This is a genomic window from Faecalibacillus sp. (assembly GCF_047023275.1).
Classification (GTDB): Bacteria; Bacillota_I; Bacilli_A; order Erysipelotrichales; family Coprobacillaceae; genus Faecalibacillus.
On the sequence record NZ_JBKYAR010000029.1, the window covers coordinates 1 to 18,870 of the forward strand.

Annotated in this window: 22 protein-coding genes; 13 read left to right on the forward strand and 9 right to left on the reverse strand. The window is 28.6% G+C overall.

Translation table 11 applies throughout. The features are described 5' to 3' along the window. Positions 1-575: methyltransferase family protein (locus ACLVEP_RS09945; RefSeq protein ID WP_412584562.1), on the forward strand; the 575-nt coding region annotated here is incomplete at its 5' end. A gap of 11 nt (positions 576-586) precedes the next feature. Here the strand turns inward: ACLVEP_RS09945 and ACLVEP_RS09950 are convergent. From ACLVEP_RS09950 to ACLVEP_RS09960, 3 genes are read right to left on the reverse strand one after another with little or no spacing between them, the layout of a single operon-like run. Continuing rightward, a complete protein-coding gene (locus ACLVEP_RS09950) occupies positions 587-1,168 on the reverse strand; it encodes a GNAT family N-acetyltransferase (RefSeq protein WP_412584563.1) in 582 nt (193 codons plus the stop codon). Beyond that, complete coding sequence (locus ACLVEP_RS09955) at positions 1,165-2,529, reverse strand: MATE family efflux transporter (protein WP_412584565.1); 1,365 nt, start codon at positions 2,527-2,529, stop codon at positions 1,165-1,167. Before ACLVEP_RS09955 ends, ACLVEP_RS09950 begins: the two co-directional genes overlap by 4 nt. Continuing rightward, a complete protein-coding gene (locus ACLVEP_RS09960) occupies positions 2,513-2,956 on the reverse strand; it encodes a MarR family winged helix-turn-helix transcriptional regulator (protein WP_412584567.1) in 444 nt (147 codons plus the stop codon). Before ACLVEP_RS09960 ends, ACLVEP_RS09955 begins: the two co-directional genes overlap by 17 nt. A 95-nt stretch (positions 2,957-3,051) precedes the next feature. Between ACLVEP_RS09960 and ACLVEP_RS09965 the strand changes: the two genes are divergently transcribed. From ACLVEP_RS09965 to ACLVEP_RS09975, 3 genes are all read left to right on the forward strand, one after another. Beyond that, positions 3,052-3,765 (forward strand): Tim44 domain-containing protein, encoded by a 714-nt coding sequence (locus ACLVEP_RS09965; protein WP_412584568.1) that lies wholly within the window; start codon positions 3,052-3,054, stop codon positions 3,763-3,765. A 153-nt stretch (positions 3,766-3,918) separates the two neighbouring features. Further along, positions 3,919-4,455: an N-acetyltransferase family protein gene (locus tag ACLVEP_RS09970; protein WP_412584570.1), complete on the forward strand. Its 537-nt coding sequence runs from the start codon at positions 3,919-3,921 to the stop codon at positions 4,453-4,455. A gap of 112 nt (positions 4,456-4,567) precedes the next feature. Continuing rightward, positions 4,568-5,536 carry an amidohydrolase family protein gene (locus tag ACLVEP_RS09975; RefSeq protein ID WP_412584572.1) on the forward strand — a complete coding sequence of 323 codons (969 nt, stop codon included), beginning with the start codon at positions 4,568-4,570 and terminating at the stop codon, positions 5,534-5,536. Here the strand turns inward: ACLVEP_RS09975 and ACLVEP_RS09980 are convergent. Beyond that, positions 5,528-6,052 (reverse strand): hypothetical protein, encoded by a 525-nt coding sequence (locus ACLVEP_RS09980; RefSeq protein ID WP_412584574.1) that lies wholly within the window; start codon positions 6,050-6,052, stop codon positions 5,528-5,530. The genes ACLVEP_RS09975 and ACLVEP_RS09980 overlap by 9 nt on opposite strands. Before the next feature lie 109 nt (positions 6,053-6,161). On the opposite strand from ACLVEP_RS09980, the gene ACLVEP_RS09985 reads away from it, so the two are divergent. Then, positions 6,162-6,926, forward strand: a complete 765-nt coding sequence (locus ACLVEP_RS09985; RefSeq protein ID WP_412584576.1) for a formate/nitrite transporter family protein — start codon at positions 6,162-6,164, stop codon at positions 6,924-6,926. A 3-nt stretch (positions 6,927-6,929) separates the two neighbouring features. On the opposite strand, the gene chbG is transcribed toward ACLVEP_RS09985, so the two are convergent. Beyond that, the gene (gene chbG / locus ACLVEP_RS09990) at positions 6,930-7,658 is read right to left on the reverse strand and encodes a chitin disaccharide deacetylase (protein ID WP_412584578.1); all 729 of its coding nucleotides are present in this window, start codon (positions 7,656-7,658) and stop codon (positions 6,930-6,932) included. A gap of 89 nt (positions 7,659-7,747) precedes the next feature. On the opposite strand from chbG, the gene rdgB reads away from it, so the two are divergent. From rdgB to ACLVEP_RS10005, 3 genes are read left to right on the forward strand one after another with little or no spacing between them, the layout of a single operon-like run. After that, positions 7,748-8,332 (forward strand): RdgB/HAM1 family non-canonical purine NTP pyrophosphatase, encoded by a 585-nt coding sequence (gene rdgB, locus ACLVEP_RS09995; RefSeq protein ID WP_412584579.1) that lies wholly within the window; start codon positions 7,748-7,750, stop codon positions 8,330-8,332. Positions 8,333-8,344: 12 nt separating this feature from the next. Beyond that, positions 8,345-8,854 (forward strand): tRNA (cytidine(34)-2'-O)-methyltransferase, encoded by a 510-nt coding sequence (locus ACLVEP_RS10000; RefSeq protein WP_412584581.1) that lies wholly within the window; start codon positions 8,345-8,347, stop codon positions 8,852-8,854. Further along, positions 8,844-9,509 carry a TIGR01906 family membrane protein gene (locus ACLVEP_RS10005; protein WP_412584582.1) on the forward strand — a complete coding sequence of 222 codons (666 nt, stop codon included), beginning with the start codon at positions 8,844-8,846 and terminating at the stop codon, positions 9,507-9,509. Before ACLVEP_RS10000 ends, ACLVEP_RS10005 begins: the two co-directional genes overlap by 11 nt. Here the strand turns inward: ACLVEP_RS10005 and ACLVEP_RS10010 are convergent. Then, a complete protein-coding gene (locus ACLVEP_RS10010; RefSeq protein ID WP_412584583.1) occupies positions 9,478-10,149 on the reverse strand; it encodes a restriction endonuclease in 672 nt (223 codons plus the stop codon). The genes ACLVEP_RS10005 and ACLVEP_RS10010 overlap by 32 nt on opposite strands. A 39-nt stretch (positions 10,150-10,188) precedes the next feature. Between ACLVEP_RS10010 and ACLVEP_RS10015 the strand changes: the two genes are divergently transcribed. Next, positions 10,189-10,791, forward strand: coding sequence for a transglycosylase domain-containing protein (locus ACLVEP_RS10015; RefSeq protein ID WP_412584585.1), 603 nt, complete (start codon positions 10,189-10,191; stop codon positions 10,789-10,791). A gap of 190 nt (positions 10,792-10,981) precedes the next feature. Further along, complete coding sequence (locus ACLVEP_RS10020) at positions 10,982-12,313, forward strand: IS4 family transposase (RefSeq protein ID WP_412582691.1); 1,332 nt, start codon at positions 10,982-10,984, stop codon at positions 12,311-12,313. A 211-nt stretch (positions 12,314-12,524) separates the two neighbouring features. Here ACLVEP_RS10020 and ACLVEP_RS10025 read toward each other — a convergent pair whose 3' ends face one another. Continuing rightward, on the reverse strand, positions 12,525-12,923 hold the full coding sequence (locus ACLVEP_RS10025) for a Fur family transcriptional regulator (protein WP_412584586.1): 399 nt from the start codon (positions 12,921-12,923) through the stop codon (positions 12,525-12,527). A gap of 55 nt (positions 12,924-12,978) precedes the next feature. Beyond that, positions 12,979-13,887: a hypothetical protein gene (locus ACLVEP_RS10030; RefSeq protein WP_022002876.1), complete on the reverse strand. Its 909-nt coding sequence runs from the start codon at positions 13,885-13,887 to the stop codon at positions 12,979-12,981. A 40-nt stretch (positions 13,888-13,927) separates the two neighbouring features. On the opposite strand from ACLVEP_RS10030, the gene hflX reads away from it, so the two are divergent. Beyond that, the gene (gene hflX / locus ACLVEP_RS10035) at positions 13,928-15,079 is read left to right on the forward strand and encodes a GTPase HflX (protein WP_412584588.1); all 1,152 of its coding nucleotides are present in this window, start codon (positions 13,928-13,930) and stop codon (positions 15,077-15,079) included. Between the two features lie 84 nt (positions 15,080-15,163). After that, positions 15,164-16,138, forward strand: coding sequence for an IS1595 family transposase (locus ACLVEP_RS10040; RefSeq protein WP_257360652.1), 975 nt, complete (start codon positions 15,164-15,166; stop codon positions 16,136-16,138). Positions 16,139-16,258: 120 nt separating this feature from the next. Here ACLVEP_RS10040 and ACLVEP_RS10045 read toward each other — a convergent pair whose 3' ends face one another. After that, positions 16,259-17,743 (reverse strand): DUF1846 domain-containing protein, encoded by a 1,485-nt coding sequence (locus ACLVEP_RS10045; protein ID WP_317999430.1) that lies wholly within the window; start codon positions 17,741-17,743, stop codon positions 16,259-16,261. A 123-nt stretch (positions 17,744-17,866) separates the two neighbouring features. Between ACLVEP_RS10045 and argF the strand changes: the two genes are divergently transcribed. Further along, complete coding sequence (gene argF / locus ACLVEP_RS10050; RefSeq protein ID WP_256186759.1) at positions 17,867-18,865, forward strand: ornithine carbamoyltransferase; 999 nt, start codon at positions 17,867-17,869, stop codon at positions 18,863-18,865. Positions 18,866-18,870: the final 5 nt, after the last annotated feature.

Genomic DNA, 18,870 nt, shown 5'->3' on the forward strand with positions numbered 1-18,870 from the left:
TACTAGGATTGATTATTTTATTTATTTTCTATCTTTGTTATTTTATGAAGATGTTTCAACAAAGAAAACAAGGAATACAAACAGATCATATGGGAAAAGGAAAACATGGTATCCAAAAGAAAATAGAAATACTCATGAAAACGGCGACTATTTTGACATTCATCGTAGAAATAATCAGTATTTATTTCAATACTACAGTATTTCCTTTGATCATTAGAATAATAGGAATGGTATTAGGAATATTAGGGGATATTATTTTTATCGTTTCTGTTTTAACGATGAAAGAAAGTTGGCGAGCAGGAGTAAGTTATGAAGAAAAAACAGATTTGATTACAGATGGTATTTACCAAATTAGTCGTAATCCAGCCTTTTTAGGTTTTGATTTTGTTTATGTAGGAATTGGCTTTATGTTTTTTAATACAGCTTTGGCTGTTATTTCATTTTTGGCTATTATCATGTTTCATCTTCAAATTAAATATGTGGAAGAACCATTTTTAAAACAAGAATTTAGAGATGACTATTTGCATTATTATCAAAAGGTTAATCGTTATTTAGGAAAAAAGACAAGTTTGTAAGGACTTGTCTTTTAAATATCTTCTTCAATAAAATGTTCATATTGATTCCAATACTTTTGATAAATACGCTTCTTTCCATCAAGGTTGATTTGATACATTCTAAAAATAACAGGAATATTTTTAGGCATGACTACTTCTTTATATGAATAACAGTAATGCATACCTATTTTTTTCATAACATTGCCACTATGAATATTTTTTATATCATGAGTAGCTGTAATGTAACAAATTCCATCTTTTTTTGCTTGTTTTATTACAGCTTCAGCTGCTTCACTGACAATGCCTTGATGCCAATATTCTTTTTTTAGACCATAGCCCAATTCATTAGCATCAGGTATTTCTACATTGACATAACCAATTGGAAGATTGTTTTCTTTTAAACAAATAGCATAAGCATATCCTTGTTCTTTTTGATAAATAGGAACATATCTTTCTTGATAGAAGATTTTGGCTTCATCTAGATTCTTTAAAGGAAACCAAGGAAGAAACTGATTGACTTCTTTATCAGAAAGAATTTCATAAAGAGCTTTTAAATCATTGTCATTAAATTTTCTTAAGATCAATCTTTGTGTTTTTAAGGTTGGGGTATTCATAGTGTTGCCTCTTTACATTTTTGTTGAAGTTTTCTACCAATCGTCAACCACATTGTAATATAACAAGCGCCACCACCAATAAAGTTACTAATGGCTTCAGCAATAAAGACGCCATTGATTCCAATAAATTTTGGTAAAATAACAGTTAAAGGAGCAACAATGATGACTTTTCTAAAGATAGAAAAGAAGATAGCTTGTTTAGATTTACCTAAACCAACAGCAGCGGATTGACCGACCATTTGGAAAGTCATCATAAAGAATCCAAAGAAATAAAGATGTAAAGAAGTTACACCATGTGTTATTATTTTTTGATTATGCGTAAAGATTTGAATGAAAAATTCAGGGAATAGGGTAATTGCTAGCCAGATAACAAACATCATTATAAAAGAAACAATAGTAACAAATTTAATGCCTGATAAGACACGTTTATATTCTTTAGCCCCATAATTGTATCCTAAAACTGGTTGACAAGCATTAGCCATTCCTTGTCCAGGAAGTTGAGCAATTTCACGAATGGAGTTAATAATAGTCATGATGGCGATATAAAGATCTCCACCATAAGCTTGTAACGTAGAATTACAAACAATAGTTACAATCGAATTTGTAATACCCATCATAAAACCAGCAGTTCCTAGTGAAAAAATACGTTTAACGTAATAAAAATTAAGTTTAAAATATTTCTTTTTAAGTTTTAAAATAGTTTTTTTACCTGTTAAAAATTGTAAAGTCCATAAAGCAGAGACACCTTGAGAAATAATTGTAGCAATAGCTGCACCTTTTACATTCATATGTAAAACAAAGATAAATAAAGGATCTAATACAATATTTAAAACAGCGCCAATAAGAACAGTCATCATCCCTACTTTCGCAAATCCTTGACTATTAATAAAACTATTCATTCCTAGACTGACTAAAACAAAAATCGTTCCAATTAAATATATTGATAAATAATCTAAAGCATAGCTAATTGTATGTTTACTAGCTCCAAAAGCCCATAAAATATCTTCTTTAAAAATAAAACCGATAACTGTTAAAATAATTCCAAAAATGACAAGCAACGCAAAAGAATTCCCCATGATTTCTTCAGCGTCATCATTTTTACCTTGACCTCTTGCAATCGAACAAAGTGGAGAACCACCCATTCCAAAGAGATTTGCGAAAGCCATGACAATGGAAATGATTGGTAAACAAATACCAAGTCCACCCATAGCAAGTGTAGCAACATGAGGAATACGTCCAATATAGATACGATCAATGACGTTGTATAAGACATTAATTAATTGAGCAATAATCATTGGTCCAGCAATCGACATAATATGTTTAGGAATACTTCCTACCGCAAAGTTATTTTGTGTTTCCATGTACATCCTCCTTTTCTAAAGAATCATTTATTTTTTTTAAGATATCAATTATTTCTTTTTGTTCTATCTTTGAAAGACTTTGTAAAAGAACTTGATTACTTTCTTGACAAATTTGTTTGACAAGTTGAGTTTTTTCTTTTCCTAAAGTTGTTAAATGAATTTGAATAGAACGTTTATCATGATTTTGATTTTTCTTTTCAATATAATGCATCTTTTCCATTTTATTTAATAAAGAAGTGGTTGTTGATTTATCAACAATGCATAATTTTCCTATTTCTTTAGGAGTAAGAGGTCCATATTCATCTAAACATTGTAAAATTTTACTTTGTCCAGGTAAAACATCAATTTGAATCGTTCTTTGATTGATCCATCTTTTTTGATGATTAAAACATTTAAGTAATTGAAAATGAAATTGATCTTCTAACATAAATACCTCCTATATAGTTTGAATTCAAACTATATTTTATACTTCTTTTTGAAGAAGTCAAGACATGATATAATAAATAAAACGGGGGAATATTTATGAAAAAATTATTAGCGGTTCTTTCAATTTTTTTAATTATGATGATTTTATTTACAGGAAGTTGTTATGCTAGAGCTGGAGGAGGTAGCTCAGGAGGCGGAGGTTCTTCAGGTGGTGGAGGATCTAGTTCACATAGTAGTCACTATTATGGAAGAAGACGTTCAAATCCTTTTGAATCAATAGTTTATACAGGAATTGTTTTTGGTGGAATGTATGGATTAAACGCATATCAAAGAAGACGTAAAGCAATCTTATTTCATCAAAGAACCAAAAAACAATTGGATGTTTTAGATGATGAAGATGATTTTTGGAATGAAGAAAGAATCAAAAAAGAAGTTAAACGTAATTATTTTATTATACAAGATGCATGGTCTAATAAAAATTTAGAAATATTAAAAGATTATTTAACGCCTCAATTGTTTGAAGCTTGGCAAACAAAAATAAATTGGTATGAGTTTCAAGGAAAGAGAAATGAACTTACTAATATTAAGTTAATAAAACAACATGTTGTTAATGTTTATGATAGTGAAAATGATGATGAAGATTATTTTTGGGTCTATATTGAAGGAATGATGGATGATCTTACAATTGATGATCAAAATCAAGTGATTGAAAGTTATGATGGTGTTTTTGTGGAATATTGGAAGTTTAAAAGATCAAAAGATCGTATTTTATTAGATGAGATTAGACAACAAGATGAATATGAAAACTAAAGAAAATAGAAATGTATAGCAATGATGAAATTATGAAACAACTTAATCAAAAAGATGATACTTGTCATGATGAAAGTGAAAAAGAATGTTATGCATTTTGTTTAAATATTTAGAAGAAAATAAAGAAAAATTTATGAAAGAAAATTAATAAAGATGAAAGATTATATTGTTAGAAAAGCAAATGAAACAGATTTAGAAGCTATTTCAACTATTTATGAAAAAATTCATGATTTGGAAGAAAAAGGAAAACAAACAATTGGTTGGATAAGAAATATCTATCCAACCAATCAAACGGCCAGAGAGGCTATCAAAAGAAAAGATATGTTTGTTTTGGAAAAAAAGGGTAAAGTCATTGCTTCAGCAATTATCAATCAACAACAAGTCGATGTTTATAAAAAGGGTAAGTGGCATTATCAAGTTCAAGATAAACATGTATGTGTTTTGCATACATTAGTGATTTCACCTGATATTTCAGGAAAAGGTTATGGTAAAATATTTGTCAAGTTTTATGAAGATTATGCAAGAAAAATGGGATGGGACGAATTGAGAATGGATACGAATGAAAGAAATCAAATTGCTCGTTCTTTGTATAAAAAACTAGGCTATCAAGAAATTGGAATTGTCCCAACAGTATTTAATGGGATACCAAATATAAATTTAGTGTTATTAGAAAAGCATTTAAATAAATAATTGAGATTTAAAAAGAAGTTGTTATAATAGATTCAATAAACAATTTGTTTATTTCCAAAATAATGTGAGGTGAAAAAATTATTATTGTATCAATTTGAAAGGAGACTATATAATGATAAAACAAATAATTGATATCCACTCACATTTTTTAACACCTGAATATTTAAAATTTTTAGAAAAACAAAATGCTTTATTAGAAGATGGATTTCCCTTGCCAAAGTATGATTATAAAAAACATCTAGATTTAATGAATAAATGTTCTATTGAATGGTCATTACTTTCTGTATCTTCACCACATCCTTATTTTAAAAATGACGTAGAAAATTCTATAAAGATGTGTCGACATCTTAATGAACAAATGGCACAACTAAAAAAAGATGATTCCAAACATTTTGGCTTTCAAGCTTGTTTACCATTACCTGATGTCGAAGCAGCTATGCAAGAGGCTATTTATGCTTTGGATGTTTTAGAAGCAGATGGTATTAATTTTCCAAGTAATAGTCGAGGACTTTATTTAGGTGATCCAAAATTAGAACCTTTAATGGAAGAATTAAATAAGCGACATGCTATTTGTAATATTCATCCTCATCGACCTGCTTCTTTAAGCGAAGAAGTATTTTCAGCAGGTCCTGTTCCTTTATTTGAATTTATCGTAGATACGACGAGAGCAGTTTTAAATTTAATAGGGAATGATGTTATTTTACGTTTTCCAAATATTACATGGATCATCCCGCATTGTGGTTCTTTTTTACCTAATATTTATGAACGCTTTATTGGAATGTCAAAAATTTTAATACCTCAAAAAATGATGAAAGAAGTAAATGTTGAAGAAAGTTTTAAAAGGTTTTATTTTGATATTGCGGGAAATCCTACACCCTTTCTTTTAAAATGGTTACTTACCATTACGACACCTGATCATATTATGTATGGAAGTGATTTTCCTTTTACACCTTCAAAACAAATTGAAACGAATTTAAATCAACTTCTTAAGATGTTAGAAGAAGATGATTTAAAACCATATAAAGAAATGATTTCATATAAAAATGCACAAGATTTATTTTTTAAAAGCGGCTCAAAATGAGTCGCTTTCTTTAAAATAGATCAACATTTGTTCAATTTCTTTTAAATTATCGTTTTTATTCTTTTCGATAATCCAAGTTTCTTGATGATAAGGGATTATGATTTTATTAACTTTAACAACTGCTTTTTTTACATAAGCTGTAGGAATTTGTACAAGCTGTTGACCTTTACGATTATAAAAAATTAATCCTGATTGCCAATAAGCAAGAATATACATTTTTTGAGTTCTTTTATAAGTTATAAAAATTAGAAAAAATAAAATTATTAAACAAATAATTACCATATCTAAGTGATTTACCATCAATTGGATGTACATACATAATAATAAAACAATAATTAAAATAGGAAGTACAAGTAAAAATGCATAAGCTTGATAATAACCAGATACAAGAAAATGAGGTTTATTAAAAGTATTTGCATCTTTTTGTATTTGTTTTGATGTTTTTTTAGTAATTATTTTTTCAGCTTGTTTTTCAATGGCTTTTGTAATCAATTCTTGAATTAAATGGTTTAACATATAAAATCACCTCACTGATAAAATAACATGAAAAATAAAAAAATAAAAGCAATGAAAGGGATTTCATTTGTTGGCGAGATATGTTATTGTTAGAAACGGAGGAAATTTTATGGATTATGAATTATTAGAAAAAGCGGCGATGACAAAGTATGAAATGTCAAAAAATGATCCGTTTCGTTTTTTTATGAGAAGTATTGTGGCAGGGCTTTATTTAGGGCTTGCAACGATTTTATCTTATACTTTAGCAGTTTTATTAATTGAGCATCATGTGATTGCATCTAAAATTGCATTTGCGGGAGCATTTGGAATAGGACTCGTTATTATTGTTTTACTTGGTTCAGAGTTATTTACAGGAAATTGTTTTACCACAATGTTTCCAGTTTATCATAAAAAACTTAGATTTTTAGATATTTTACCGATGTGGGGGATTTGTTATGTAGGTAACTTTGTTGGTATTGCTTTGATTTGTTTTTTATTTATTAAAAGTGGTGTTAATCATGAAGCAATGAATCAATATCTTGCAAATGTAGTTTCTAATAAGTTAAATTTTGATTATTTAGAACTTTTTATTAAAGGAATCTTATGTAATTTTATTGTTTGTGCAGCAGCATTTGTAGGAATGAAGCTTAAGGAAGAAACGGCTAAAACATTTATTATGATGATTATTGTTATGACTTTTGTTTTACCAGGATTTGAACATAGTATTGCCAATATGGGAACATTTTCAATGACATTTACAGCTCTTGGTACAGGAATTTCTTGGAGCGGTGTGTGGTTACATATGTTACTTTCAACTTTAGGAAATATTATAGGTGGAAGTATTTTACTTGGATTACCAATTTATTTAATGATTAGACCTAAAAAATCTAGCTAATTGCTAGATTTTTTTAATGTCTTGATAATTAATGAGTTCAATATTTTTTGTCATTTCTTTTGCTTTTTGGCTACATATAATATCTAATTCATGAGCGCGTCTTAAATTATAAGAAGATATTTGATAAAGTTTCCAATCAATCATCGCAGGATGACACATCAATTCATAATTTTCAACATCTTTATGTAAAATCGTATCAATCATTTCAAATGTAGCATCTTGGTTATAGAAAAGTTCTTCAAAATAAACAGGTTCAAAATCTTTTTGTAAGTATGTTTCTTGACGAATAGGTAAATCATATTCATGAGCTAACTTTAATGCAACATCAATATTACTATTAAGTAAATGAACATGATGATGAGAATCTAGATGGGTTGGTTTATGTCCCATGATTTTAATAAATTTTTCAATTTGAGCTTTCCATTCTTGATAAAGTTCTTCTTGAGATACGATAGCTTCTCTATTTGTATAAGTATCTCTTGATTTAAAATTTCCTTTTTCATCAACAAAACTTACATTTGTTAAAGGTTTTCCTACTGTAATATTCAAATGAACACCTAAGCCTAAATTTGGATAGTCTTTTGTCATTTCTAAATATTTTTCAATGTTTTCCATATTCATCATACAAGTAGTTGAAGTTAAAATACCATCTCTATGCGCTTTTAAAATACCTAAACAAACACCTTCAGATAAACCATAATCATCTGCGTTTACAATTAATCTTTTAATCATAGTAAACCTCCTAGTTATATTATAAAGAAAATAAGTGAACTATGATACAAAAAATGCTAAAATACATACAAAGAAAGTGAGATGAAAATATGAAAGAACTCATAGTGGCAACAACCAATCAAGGAAAAGTCAAAGAAATTCAAGCAATGTTAAAGGATTTAAATATTGAAGTCAAATCTTTAAAAGATGTTTATGATGATGTTCCAGATATTGTTGAAGATGGAAAAACATTTAAAGAAAATGCTTTGATTAAAGCAAAATATGTTGCTGATGATTTACATAAAATTGTTTTAGCAGATGATAGTGGCATTGAAATCGATGCTTTTGGAAAGCTTCCAGGAATCTATTCTGCTCGCTTTTTAGGAAAAGATACCCCTTATCCAATTATCAATCAAGCAATCATTGATGCAATTGAAGGTAAAGAAAGAACATGCCGCTTTGTGTGTGCTCTAGCTTTATGTATTCCAGATCAAGAACCTATCTTGATTCAAGAAACATTTGAAGGTGAAATTAATGATCATATTGCCGGGGTCAATGGTTTTGGCTATGATCCAATTTTCTATTTCCCACCTTGTCAAAAAACAAGTGCTGAGATGACTTTAGAAGAAAAAAATAAATACTCACATCGAGCTAAAGCACTCAAAAAATTATATACTATTTTAAAAGAATTATAGAAGGAGAAAAAAATGAATCATATTGTATTAGTACATCCAGCAATTCCTCAAAATACTGGAAATATCATGAGAACATGTGTTGCAACCAATACAGCACTACATATTATTAAACCAATGTCATTTGAATTAGATGATAAAAAAATGAAAAGAGCAGGACTTGATTATATTAAAGATCTAGATTTACATGTTTATGAATCTTATGAAGAATTCAAAGCTAAAAACCCAGGAGAATATCATTTCTTTACACGTTATTCAAAACTTTGTTATACGGATCAAGATTATAGTGATAGTTCTAAAGAACATTATTTATTCTTTGGACATGAACATGATGGAATTCCTAAAGAAATTTTAAAAGAAAATTTAGATCGTTGTGTACGTATTCCAATGTCAGATAAAGTAAGAAGTCTTAATTTATCTAACTGTGCAGCACTTACGATTTATGAAGTTTTAAGACAACAAGATTATCCAAACCTTTCTAAAGTAGAAGTTCAAAAAGGTGAAGAATTTTTATATGAGTTATAGTAAAAAAGATATACTGACAAGTATATCTTTCATGCTATTTATCATTTCTTTTTCTGTTGTTTTTGTTGTCTTTTTTAAACCACTGTATTATTTTGATATTCACCATTTAAATCTTGTTGAAAATACACATTATACGTACCAACAAATTAAAGAAAATTATCAAATCTTAATACATTATCAATCCATTTTTTATCAAGGAAAACTTGTTTTTAAAGATTTTATCATGTCAAAAGGTGGACGTATTCATTTTGAAGAAGTGAAACGTATTTTTGAAATGATCCAAATAGTATGTTTGCTTACTTTTTGTACAACTTCTTGTTTGGTTTATAGACAAATTAAACAAAAAGAGTATCGCTTTTTTAAATTAACTGCAATACTAACTATTGTCATTCCTTTGATTTTAGGTTTCTTTGCTTTTATTGATTTTGATCGTTTATTTGTGACGTTTCATCAATTGGTGTTTAGTAATGATTATTGGCTTTTTAATCCTCGTTTAGATCCAATTATTAATATTTTGCCTGAAAACTTTTTTATGCATTGTTTTATGTTGATTGTTTTTATTGTTTTACTCAGTGCATTTATTTGTTATAAAATTTATCAACATTATCAAAAAAAGATTTTAGCTATTGATAATCATGAATCGTATACTCTTTAATTTGATTATATTTTTTATAACGTAATGTTTTAGAAAACATATAAATAAGTAAAAGAAGATGAAAAAGACTGATACTCAAATAAATAAGATCATGCAATTGTAAGTATATATAATAAAAAAGGCTAATAATGAAGATATCGACAACATAACAATAAAAAGGTATTTGACTGGAAAAAAGTTTAGCTTTTTTAAGCATTTTTAAAAGTCTTTGACGATCAATTAATAAAATATCATTGACAGCAGCTAATTGATAGGCTGCTTCTGTAAAATAAGAATTGGTAATAACAATTGCTCGGTCTAAATGATAGTAAGAAATACCACCATATGCTTGTTGAATTGCACTAACACCAATATTTTTTTGATATCTTTTACATTGAAATCCATAAAAAACATGTTTCTTTTTTGCTAAAATATCAATGCCATAATCACCACTTGTTTGAGTGATTTTAACATTATGGTAACCGCTTTTAATAAGCAATTTTTGAATCAGTAACTCAAATTCAAAGCCAGAAAGTTGATCAATTTTATTTTCATTGATATGTAAACAAAAAATATTTTTATAAAATTGAAAAATCCAATGAATAAGTGTTTTAATAAACCAATAAGGATATAAAAGAAATATTTTATAAATAAAAGACATAAATTCACCTCTACGTGATTATAACATAAGGAGTATTCTATGAAAAAACTACTTTTTAAAATGATTATAATATTATTAGTTATTATTACTGGTTTTTGTGGGTACTATGGTTATTTAGGCTATCAAATTTACCAAGATAAAATCCAAGAACAATCTTTATCTGAAAGAGTCAATCAACTAAAGAGTAAAGAAGATTATGTAACTCTTGATCAAATTTCACCGATATATAAAGAAGCAGTATTAGAAAGCGAAGATCGACGTTTTTATCAACATGGTCCTGTAGATTATTATGGTTTAGCACGTGCGATGTTGACAAACCTTACAACCTTTTCTTTTAAAGAGGGTGGATCGACCATTACTCAACAGCTCTCAAAAAATCTATGTCTTTCTTTTGAAAAAGATCTTTCCCGTAAATTTGCGGAGGTCTTTATCGCTAGGGATTTAGAAAAAATGTATAGTAAAGATGAAATATTAGAGATGTATTTAAATATTACTTATTTAGGTGAAGGAAATTATGGGATTCAAGCAGCAAGTCAATATTATTATCATATTGACGCGATAGATTTAAATAAGCAACAAAGTGATATACTAGTTAAAACTTTAAAAAGACCAAGTGTTTATAATCCATCTAAAGTGAATTAAAAGACAGCAATTAAGCCAATGTCATTAAGTTAAGACTTTTTTAAGAGAATTTCTATATTTTATAAAATATGGGGGTTCTTTTTTTTATCTATTGACATGACTTTGATTTTGTGCGGCTTATAATGAATATTCTTTATATTCATTATAAGCCCTTTTTAGTAGGTGTATTTTTCAAAGGAGGATATTATCTATGTCAAATAAAAATACTAAAATTGCCTACTATTCCCCAAAGTGGATTTCTCGTCGCTTGGATGATGTTATCGATTCTACTGTAGAGTCTATTGGATGTTTTTGTGTTGATCCGGTTTCTAATTTTACCAGAAGCCGTATTCTTACTCCCAAGACACTTATTAAATTTATTTTAGGTTTGCAGGCTCACTCTTTGCCAAGTGAAGTTTCTGATTATTTTACTTCTTCAGATACTGATATCCCATCAGTATCTGCTGTTTCACAACGCCGTGACCTGTTGTACCCTGAAATTTTTAAATCTATCAACAGAAGATTTCTTTCTTCCATTGATAATCTGTCCACATTGAATGGTTACTATATTCTTGCACAGGATGGTTCCGATATCAATCTGCCCTTTTTACAGGATGATACTCAAATCTCTTATGGTCAGGATTCTATTGTTTGTCAATATCATCTGAATGCCTTGTATGACTGTATCAATCATGTATTTTGGGAATCAAGAATTGATCTGCCAACCAAAAAAAGTGAAGTAAGCGCACTGATTGATTTTATCAATCACCGTAATTATCCTGAAAATTCAATTATTACAGCTGATAGAAACTATGAAAGTTACAATCTCATGGCTCATTGTATTGAAAGTAATCAAAAATTTGTATTCAGAGTTAAGGATATCGATACGAAAAAAGGAATTTTGACATCTCTATCCCTACCCGATGAAATATTTGATATTACTGTTACTCGTACGCTTACAAATGTACAAACAAATGAAGTCAAGAAAAATGAAAACAATCAATTTGTATTTGTTCCTTCAACTTCTGTTTTTGATTATCTCGATGCCTGTAATCGTTTCTATGATCTTAGTTTTAGAATCATAAGATTTAAAATAGCTGGTGATAAATATGAAACATTGGTTACCAATCTTGATGAAAATGAATTCAAATTAAGTGATTTCAAAGATCTTTACCATCTTAGATGGAATGAAGAAACGGCATTCTATTATCTCAAATACGCAGTTGGCATGCTTTATTTCCATTGTAAAAAAAGGCAGCATATACAGCAGGAAATATACGCATCAATTTTATTTTATAACTATGCAAATTTGATCATTCAAAATATAAAAAAGAAGATGGAGATTAAAAAGACAAAGTACATATACAACATCAATGTAAGATCAGCATTGACCAACATAAGAAACTATTTTCGTAATCAAATAAAAGAATCCATCCTGATCAGAAACATAAAAAAATATCTGACCCCATCAAGGCCAGATAGAAACGTTCAACGTTCTATAAAACGACAATCACCAAGAGCGTTAAATAATAGAACAAGTTGACAGAGTTATTCTAACATAATTTTTTCTAGATATCACAAATTTTTTTGAGCCTAGACACTGGTTCTTTTAAAGTGCGTCAAAAATAAGATAATAAACCAAATTATTTAGGATAAAACAAAAAGAACAGAACATAGAAATATGTCTGTCCTTAACTTAACATAAATAGAACTGTCTTTTGTACAATGCCACCTTAACTTAATGACATTGGCAATTAAGCTGCCTTTTTTTCTAAACATTTTTCACAGATACCTGACATATTGATATCAATAACATCAATATGATGCTTGTATGCTTTTTCAAATTGTTTAATAATTTTCTCATCATTATTATCAAGATCATAGATTGTTTGGCAACAGTTACACATAAAGTGCATATGTGGTTGAATATTGCCATCATAGTGAACCATGGTATCTCCTAAATCGAGTTTCTTGATTTGTTTTGTTTCAACAAGTTGATTTAAATTACGATATACTGTTCCTAAGCTTAAATGGGGATAATCTACTTTTAAGTCCTGATAAATCATTTCTGCAGTAGGGTGATCATATCTATGTTTTAAATTGTTGAAAATGAGTTCTCTTTGTTTAGTGTATCTAATCTTAATTTCTTTCATAAGTGTCTCCTAATAGTAATGGTTACTATTATTATAAATAAATACCATACATCTGTCAAATCAATCCAAATTGAAGAAATAGTAAACAAAGAATAAAAGAAAGAATTCCATGATAGAGACGAGAAAGAAAATATTTTTTAAAAGAATAGGGAATAGCTTCTAAAAGATTATCAGCTTGCATCATGACGGAAAAACCACTAAAAGAGAGAAAGAAACATACAAAAGGAAGCATTTTTTTGGACTGATGAATGATTTTTAAAGAGCCACTACTAAATTCTAAAATTCCTTTAAGATAATCAAAAGAAAATTGAGGAAAAACATCTTGTAAAAAAGAAACAAAAAATTGGAAAATCAACATATATCCTAAAATAAAGAGGAAAGCATAGACACTGGAAAGAACACTTTTTTTAAAGGCTTTGACAAAAGAAAGATGTGGTTGTTTTAAAGTTTGTCGTACTTGTTTAAAGGTAAGTTTTTTTTGAGGATGGTGATAAAATAAGGCAAGTATGAGACTTGGTAGAAGGTGACAAATAAAAATCAAAAGAGAATAGGGTGTGTTTAAGGAAACAAAAATAAAAGAGATGGAACTAAAAGAAGCAATGGATAAAAGATGTTGAAGTTCATCAAGGTCAATATAATTTAATTCATAAGCTTCTTTAATGATTTTTACATTGGTTGGATAGCCACAAAAAAAGGAAACAAAATAAAGAGAGGACATCATTGGGGTCAATGAAAATAAATTATAAAAAGGAATTTGTAAAAAATAAGCAAGGATATCTAAAATACCTAGATTTAAACAAAGTGAAACAAGAATCATAAACGGAAGTAAAGAGGGTAGAAGATTTTTAAAGACAATGGTAATGACATCATGGCTGACATCAACAATTGTTGACATATGAAAAAAAGAAAAAAGTGTTAAAAATGTGACAAAGAGTAAAGTAAAATAGTCATTATATCTTTTCATAGTGTCTCCTAATTGGTAGAATACTTAAAGAGGTGAAAGAATGAAAGCAATTTTAGTATTAACATCAACAAATCCTTTTTTTGAAGAAGAATTAAAATCTTTATGTGAGGCGTGTCATATTGAAGTGGTAGATGTGGTGATTCAAAAATTAGAAAAAATAAATCCAGCAACGTATATTGGTAAAGGTAAAATTGAAGAAATTAAATTAAAACTTCAAGATGAAATGGTTATCTTTGATGATGAATTGACACCATTACAGGTTAAAAACATAACGGATTTACTTGAAACAGAAGTTACAGATCGAACAGATTTGATTTTACGTATTTTTGATGAGCGTGCTAAAACAAAAGAAGCTAAATTGCAAGTAGAAATTGCTCGTGATCAGTATTTATTACCACGTCTTGTGGGAATGCAAGAACATATGTCTCATCAACAAGGAGGTTCTGGTTTTAGGGGTTCAGGTGAAAAACAAATTGAACTTGATCGAAGAATCATTGCAAGAAAGCTTGCCCGTTCTCGAAAAGAACTTGCTGAAATCGTCAAACAAAGACAAGTACAAAGACAAAGAAGAAAGAATAATCAAGTTCCTGTTATTGCTTTAGTAGGCTATACTAATAGTGGCAAATCGACCTTATTGAATACTTTATGCCAGGATAAACAAAAGAAAGTCTTTGAAAAAGATATGTTATTTGCGACTCTAGAAACATCCACAAGACATATTAAAATGAAAAATCATGATTGTTTGCTTACGGATACGGTTGGTTTTATTGAAAGATTACCACATCATTTAATTCAAGCTTTTCGCTCCACTTTAGAAGAAGTTAAAGAAGCAGATCTTTTATTACATGTTGTCGATACGAGTTTTGAAGACTATCAAATGCAAGTAGAAACAACCAATGAAGTTTTAAAATCATTAGGTGTTGAAAATACACCAATAATCTATGTTTATAATAAAATTGATTTAAATAAATATGCTTATATCCAACCACAATCACCTTATGTTTTTATTTCTGCAAAATATAAAAGAGGTCTTGATTTATTAGAAGATGAAATCTCACATCTTCTCTTTAAAGATTATGAAGTATTTGAACTCTCTATTCCTTATAGTCAAGGAGAAGATTTTAAATATTTACATCAACATTGTTATGTAAAAGAAATCTTAATTAACCATCTGACACATCTTTTGATTTAACTCCGTTATTCTCACTTTAAACCGAGGAGTATAATCTATCACTTCTTTAAAATATTATATACTTTTCTTAAAGAGGTGGATACTATGGCTAAAAATCAAAAACCAAAAAAGGATTCTTTAATTACTTTAACTAGAAAATATGCAAATAATCATGATGAATGTGTAAAATTCTTTTTTAAAATGAAATGGCCTGTTGGCTTTTACTGTGAAAAATGTGGATGTACACATTACTATTCCATTAAAAGAGGTGATGTCTTTCAATGTAAAGAATGTGGTCATCAACATTACTTACTTTCTAATACTATATTTCAAGATAATAAGCTAGATCTTTATAAATTGATTTTAGGAATGTATCTCTTTTTTACGGCAAATAAAGGTTTGTCTGCGATTGAATTAGCTAATGAATTAGAAATAAATTATAAAACAGCGCTATTACTTTGTAGAAAATGTAGGATTCTTATGTCCCAAAGTAACAGTGAAAAAATTCTGGACAGCTTTTTTTATGAAGCAGACGTTGCTTATATAGGCTCAAAAAGTAAAGAAGAACACAAACAAGGAGTTGCTACTGAACAGCAACCCTTTTTAGTAATGTTATCAACAGATAAAGAAAATAAATATCCAAAATTTTTAAAATTAATGCCAGTAGCTGTAGATAGTACAAATAATATTGTTAGATTCATCTCAAAAAAAGCAATACTTTCAAAAGAAAGAATACTAAACACTGATGGAAAAACAACTTTTTTAGGATTAACTGATAAAATAACATTAAAATCAGAAAAAATACTCTATGATGAAGAAAATCATAGATTGTATTGGCTTAATGTATTAATTGGTGATATAAAGAATAATATTACTGGTATATATCATGGAGTAACTAAACGTGACTTACCTTTGTTTTTGAATGAACAAGAATGGCGTTTCAACCATAGATATACTGGAAAGAACTTCATGAACAAAATACAGAAATATGTTTTGAAATCACATCCATGTCCTAAAAAAGCAATTATTACTGTACTCAATTTATCCGAACCATACTATGCACATGTGTCAGATGGTTAATTAAGAAAGAAATTGAATATTTAGAAAAGAATATTTATTTGAAAATAGAAGCAAGAAGACAAGAAATAAAGAACTATTTACATTATTGTTTAAAACATTAAAAAAATAAGCCAAAATGGCTTATTTTTGATATATACGATTAAATTGGAATTTATCTTCTGAAGTTAAACGAATACCTAGACGTTTTAAAGTGTCAATATCAGTTTCAGATAAGATAACAGATGAATGTGCTTCACAGTATTGTAATTGTTCAATACAAGATAAAGCTTTTTTAGCGTTTTCATTATTATTTGCAGAAATAGATAATGAAAGTAAAACTTCATCTGTATGTAAACGAGGATTCTTATTCTTTAAGATTCCTTTTTTTAGTTTAGATACAGGTTCAATAACTTCAGGTTCAATAAGTAAAATATCATCATCAATATTGGCAAGATATTTCAAAGCGTTTAATAAACAGGCTGAAGCACTTCCAAGTAAAGATGTTGTTTTACCAGTAATAATATGTCCATCATTAAGTTCAATCGCAAATCCTGGTTCATTGGTTTGTTCTTCGATTTCTAATGCAGGATTGACACATTTACGATCTGTAGCTTTTAAATCTAAAGAAAGCATGATGGCTTCGATTTTAGAAATAGCTGATTTATCAACAAGACCACGTTTAAAATCAAGTTTTGTTTGATAATAACGACGAATAATTTCTTGTTTACTTGCTTCTTTACATGCTTCATCATCAACAATTGCATTTCCAGCCATATTGACACCCATATCAGTAGGTGATTTATAAGGACAAGTTGACATGATTTTTTTGAATGTTGATTCTAAAACCGGAAAGATTTCAACATCTCTATTATAGTTGACAGTTGTTTCGTTATAAGCTTCTAAATGGAATGGGTCAATCATATTGACGTCATTTAAATCTGCAGTTGCTGCTTCATAAGCTAAATTGACTGGATGTTTTAAAGGAATATTCCAAATAGGGAATGTTTCAAACTTCGCATATCCTGCTTTAATACCATGAGTATATTCATGATAAAGTTGTGATAAACAAGTCGCCATTTTTCCACTTCCTGGACCAGGTGCTGTTACGACAACAAGTGGTTTTGTTGTTTCAATGTAATCATTGATACCGAATCCTTCTTCTGATACGATTTTTTCAATGTCATTTGGATATCCAGCAATTGGATAGTGTCTAAAGACTTTGATTCCTAAGTTTTCTAATTTCTTTTGAAAAGCAATAGCATGTACTTGATTTTCAAAACGTGTAATTGTAACACTTCCAACATAGAGACCAATATTTTGGAAAGCGTCAATCAGTCTTAAAACTTCTAGATCATAAGTGATTCCTAAGTCTCCACGCATTTTATTGTTTTCAATGTCATTGGCATTAATGACAATAATAATTTCTGCATCTTGTTTAAGTTCTAATAACATTTTTAATTTACTATCAGGTTCAAATCCTGGTAAAACACGAGATGCATGGTGGTCATCAAATAATTTACCACCAAATTCTAAGTAAAGCTTATTATCAAATTGTTTGATACGTTCTTTAATATGTTTTGATTGTAATTCAATATATTTTTCGTTACTAAATCCAATTTTTCTCATTTTTCATTTTCTCCCTGTTCCTTATTATATATAATTTGTCTTATTTTTAAACAAAATAATAATTATTTATCAATATTGAAGAAATATCAATATTTTGATAAAATAATGGTTATTAAAAGGGGGATTATTATGAATCTTAAAAATAGACATTTTTTAACATTAAAAGATTATTCAAAAGAAGAAATTAGATATTTATTAGACTTAGCTCACCAATTAAAAGCTGATAAAAAAGCTGGAAAAATAGGACAACATTTATTAGGGAAAAATGTATGTTTGATTTTTGAAAAAACATCAACAAGAACACGTTGTTCATTTGAAGTGGCTGCTTTAGATGAAGGTGGACATGCTACATTTTTAAGTAACTCACAAATGGGGAAAAAAGAATCTATTGAAGATACAGCAAAAGTATTAGGAAGAATGTATGATGGTATTGAATTTAGAGGATTTAAACAAGAAACAGTAGAAGCTCTTGCTAAGTATTCAGGAGTACCAGTTTGGAATGGTTTAACTGATGTTGATCATCCAACACAAACACTTGCTGATTTTCTTACAATTGAAGAGCATTTAGATAAACCATTAGAAGATATTAAATTTGTCTTTACAGGAGATATTCGAAATAATGTATGTTATGGTTTAATGTATGGTGCTGTCAAAATGGGAATGCATTTTGTTTGCCTTGGCCCAAAATCATTACATATTGATCCAGAAGTGCTTGCTTATTGTAAGGAAGAAGCTAAAAAATCTGGTGGAACAATTGAAGTGACAGATAATGTAGATGAAGCAGTAAAAGATGCAGATGTTATCTATACAGATATTTGGGTAAGTATGGGAGAAGATGAAAGTTTATATAAACCAAGAGTAGAAATGTTATCACCATATAAAGTTACTCAAGAAATGATGAGTAAAACAGGTAAAGATTCAACATTATTTATGCATTGTTTACCATCATTCCATGATTTTGAAACAACAGTTGCTAAAACAAAACATGACGAAGGAATCGATATTCGTGAAGTTGAAGATGAAGTCTTTAGATCAAAGAATTCTGTTGTTTTTGATGAAGCTGAAAACAGAATGCATACAATTAAAGCAGTTATGGTAGCGACAATTGGAAGAGATGCGTAAGCATC

Coding starts and splice junctions, on each gene's coding strand:
- ACLVEP_RS10030 (WP_022002876.1), bottom strand. CDS start 13,887: ATGAAAAGATATAATGACTATTTTACTTTACTCTTTGTCACATTTTTA.
- ACLVEP_RS09980 (WP_412584574.1), bottom strand. CDS start 6,052: ATGTTAAACCATTTAATTCAAGAATTGATTACAAAAGCCATTGAAAAA.
- ACLVEP_RS09985 (WP_412584576.1), top strand. CDS start 6,162: ATGGATTATGAATTATTAGAAAAAGCGGCGATGACAAAGTATGAAATG.
- rdgB (WP_412584579.1), top strand. CDS start 7,748: ATGAAAGAACTCATAGTGGCAACAACCAATCAAGGAAAAGTCAAAGAA.
- ACLVEP_RS10005 (WP_412584582.1), top strand. CDS start 8,844: ATGAGTTATAGTAAAAAAGATATACTGACAAGTATATCTTTCATGCTA.
- ACLVEP_RS09955 (WP_412584565.1), bottom strand. CDS start 2,529: ATGGAAACACAAAATAACTTTGCGGTAGGAAGTATTCCTAAACATATT.
- ACLVEP_RS10000 (WP_412584581.1), top strand. CDS start 8,345: ATGAATCATATTGTATTAGTACATCCAGCAATTCCTCAAAATACTGGA.
- ACLVEP_RS10045 (WP_317999430.1), bottom strand. CDS start 17,743: ATGAGAAAAATTGGATTTAGTAACGAAAAATATATTGAATTACAATCA.
- ACLVEP_RS09965 (WP_412584568.1), top strand. CDS start 3,052: ATGAAAAAATTATTAGCGGTTCTTTCAATTTTTTTAATTATGATGATT.
- hflX (WP_412584588.1), top strand. CDS start 13,928: ATGAAAGCAATTTTAGTATTAACATCAACAAATCCTTTTTTTGAAGAA.
- ACLVEP_RS09975 (WP_412584572.1), top strand. CDS start 4,568: ATGATAAAACAAATAATTGATATCCACTCACATTTTTTAACACCTGAA.
- ACLVEP_RS09960 (WP_412584567.1), bottom strand. CDS start 2,956: ATGTTAGAAGATCAATTTCATTTTCAATTACTTAAATGTTTTAATCAT.
- ACLVEP_RS09970 (WP_412584570.1), top strand. CDS start 3,919: ATGAAAGATTATATTGTTAGAAAAGCAAATGAAACAGATTTAGAAGCT.
- ACLVEP_RS10010 (WP_412584583.1), bottom strand. CDS start 10,149: ATGTCTTTTATTTATAAAATATTTCTTTTATATCCTTATTGGTTTATT.
- ACLVEP_RS10025 (WP_412584586.1), bottom strand. CDS start 12,923: ATGAAAGAAATTAAGATTAGATACACTAAACAAAGAGAACTCATTTTC.
- ACLVEP_RS09950 (WP_412584563.1), bottom strand. CDS start 1,168: ATGAATACCCCAACCTTAAAAACACAAAGATTGATCTTAAGAAAATTT.
- ACLVEP_RS10020 (WP_412582691.1), top strand. CDS start 10,982: ATGTCAAATAAAAATACTAAAATTGCCTACTATTCCCCAAAGTGGATT.
- chbG (WP_412584578.1), bottom strand. CDS start 7,658: ATGATTAAAAGATTAATTGTAAACGCAGATGATTATGGTTTATCTGAA.
- ACLVEP_RS10015 (WP_412584585.1), top strand. CDS start 10,189: ATGAAAAAACTACTTTTTAAAATGATTATAATATTATTAGTTATTATT.
- ACLVEP_RS10040 (WP_257360652.1), top strand. CDS start 15,164: ATGGCTAAAAATCAAAAACCAAAAAAGGATTCTTTAATTACTTTAACT.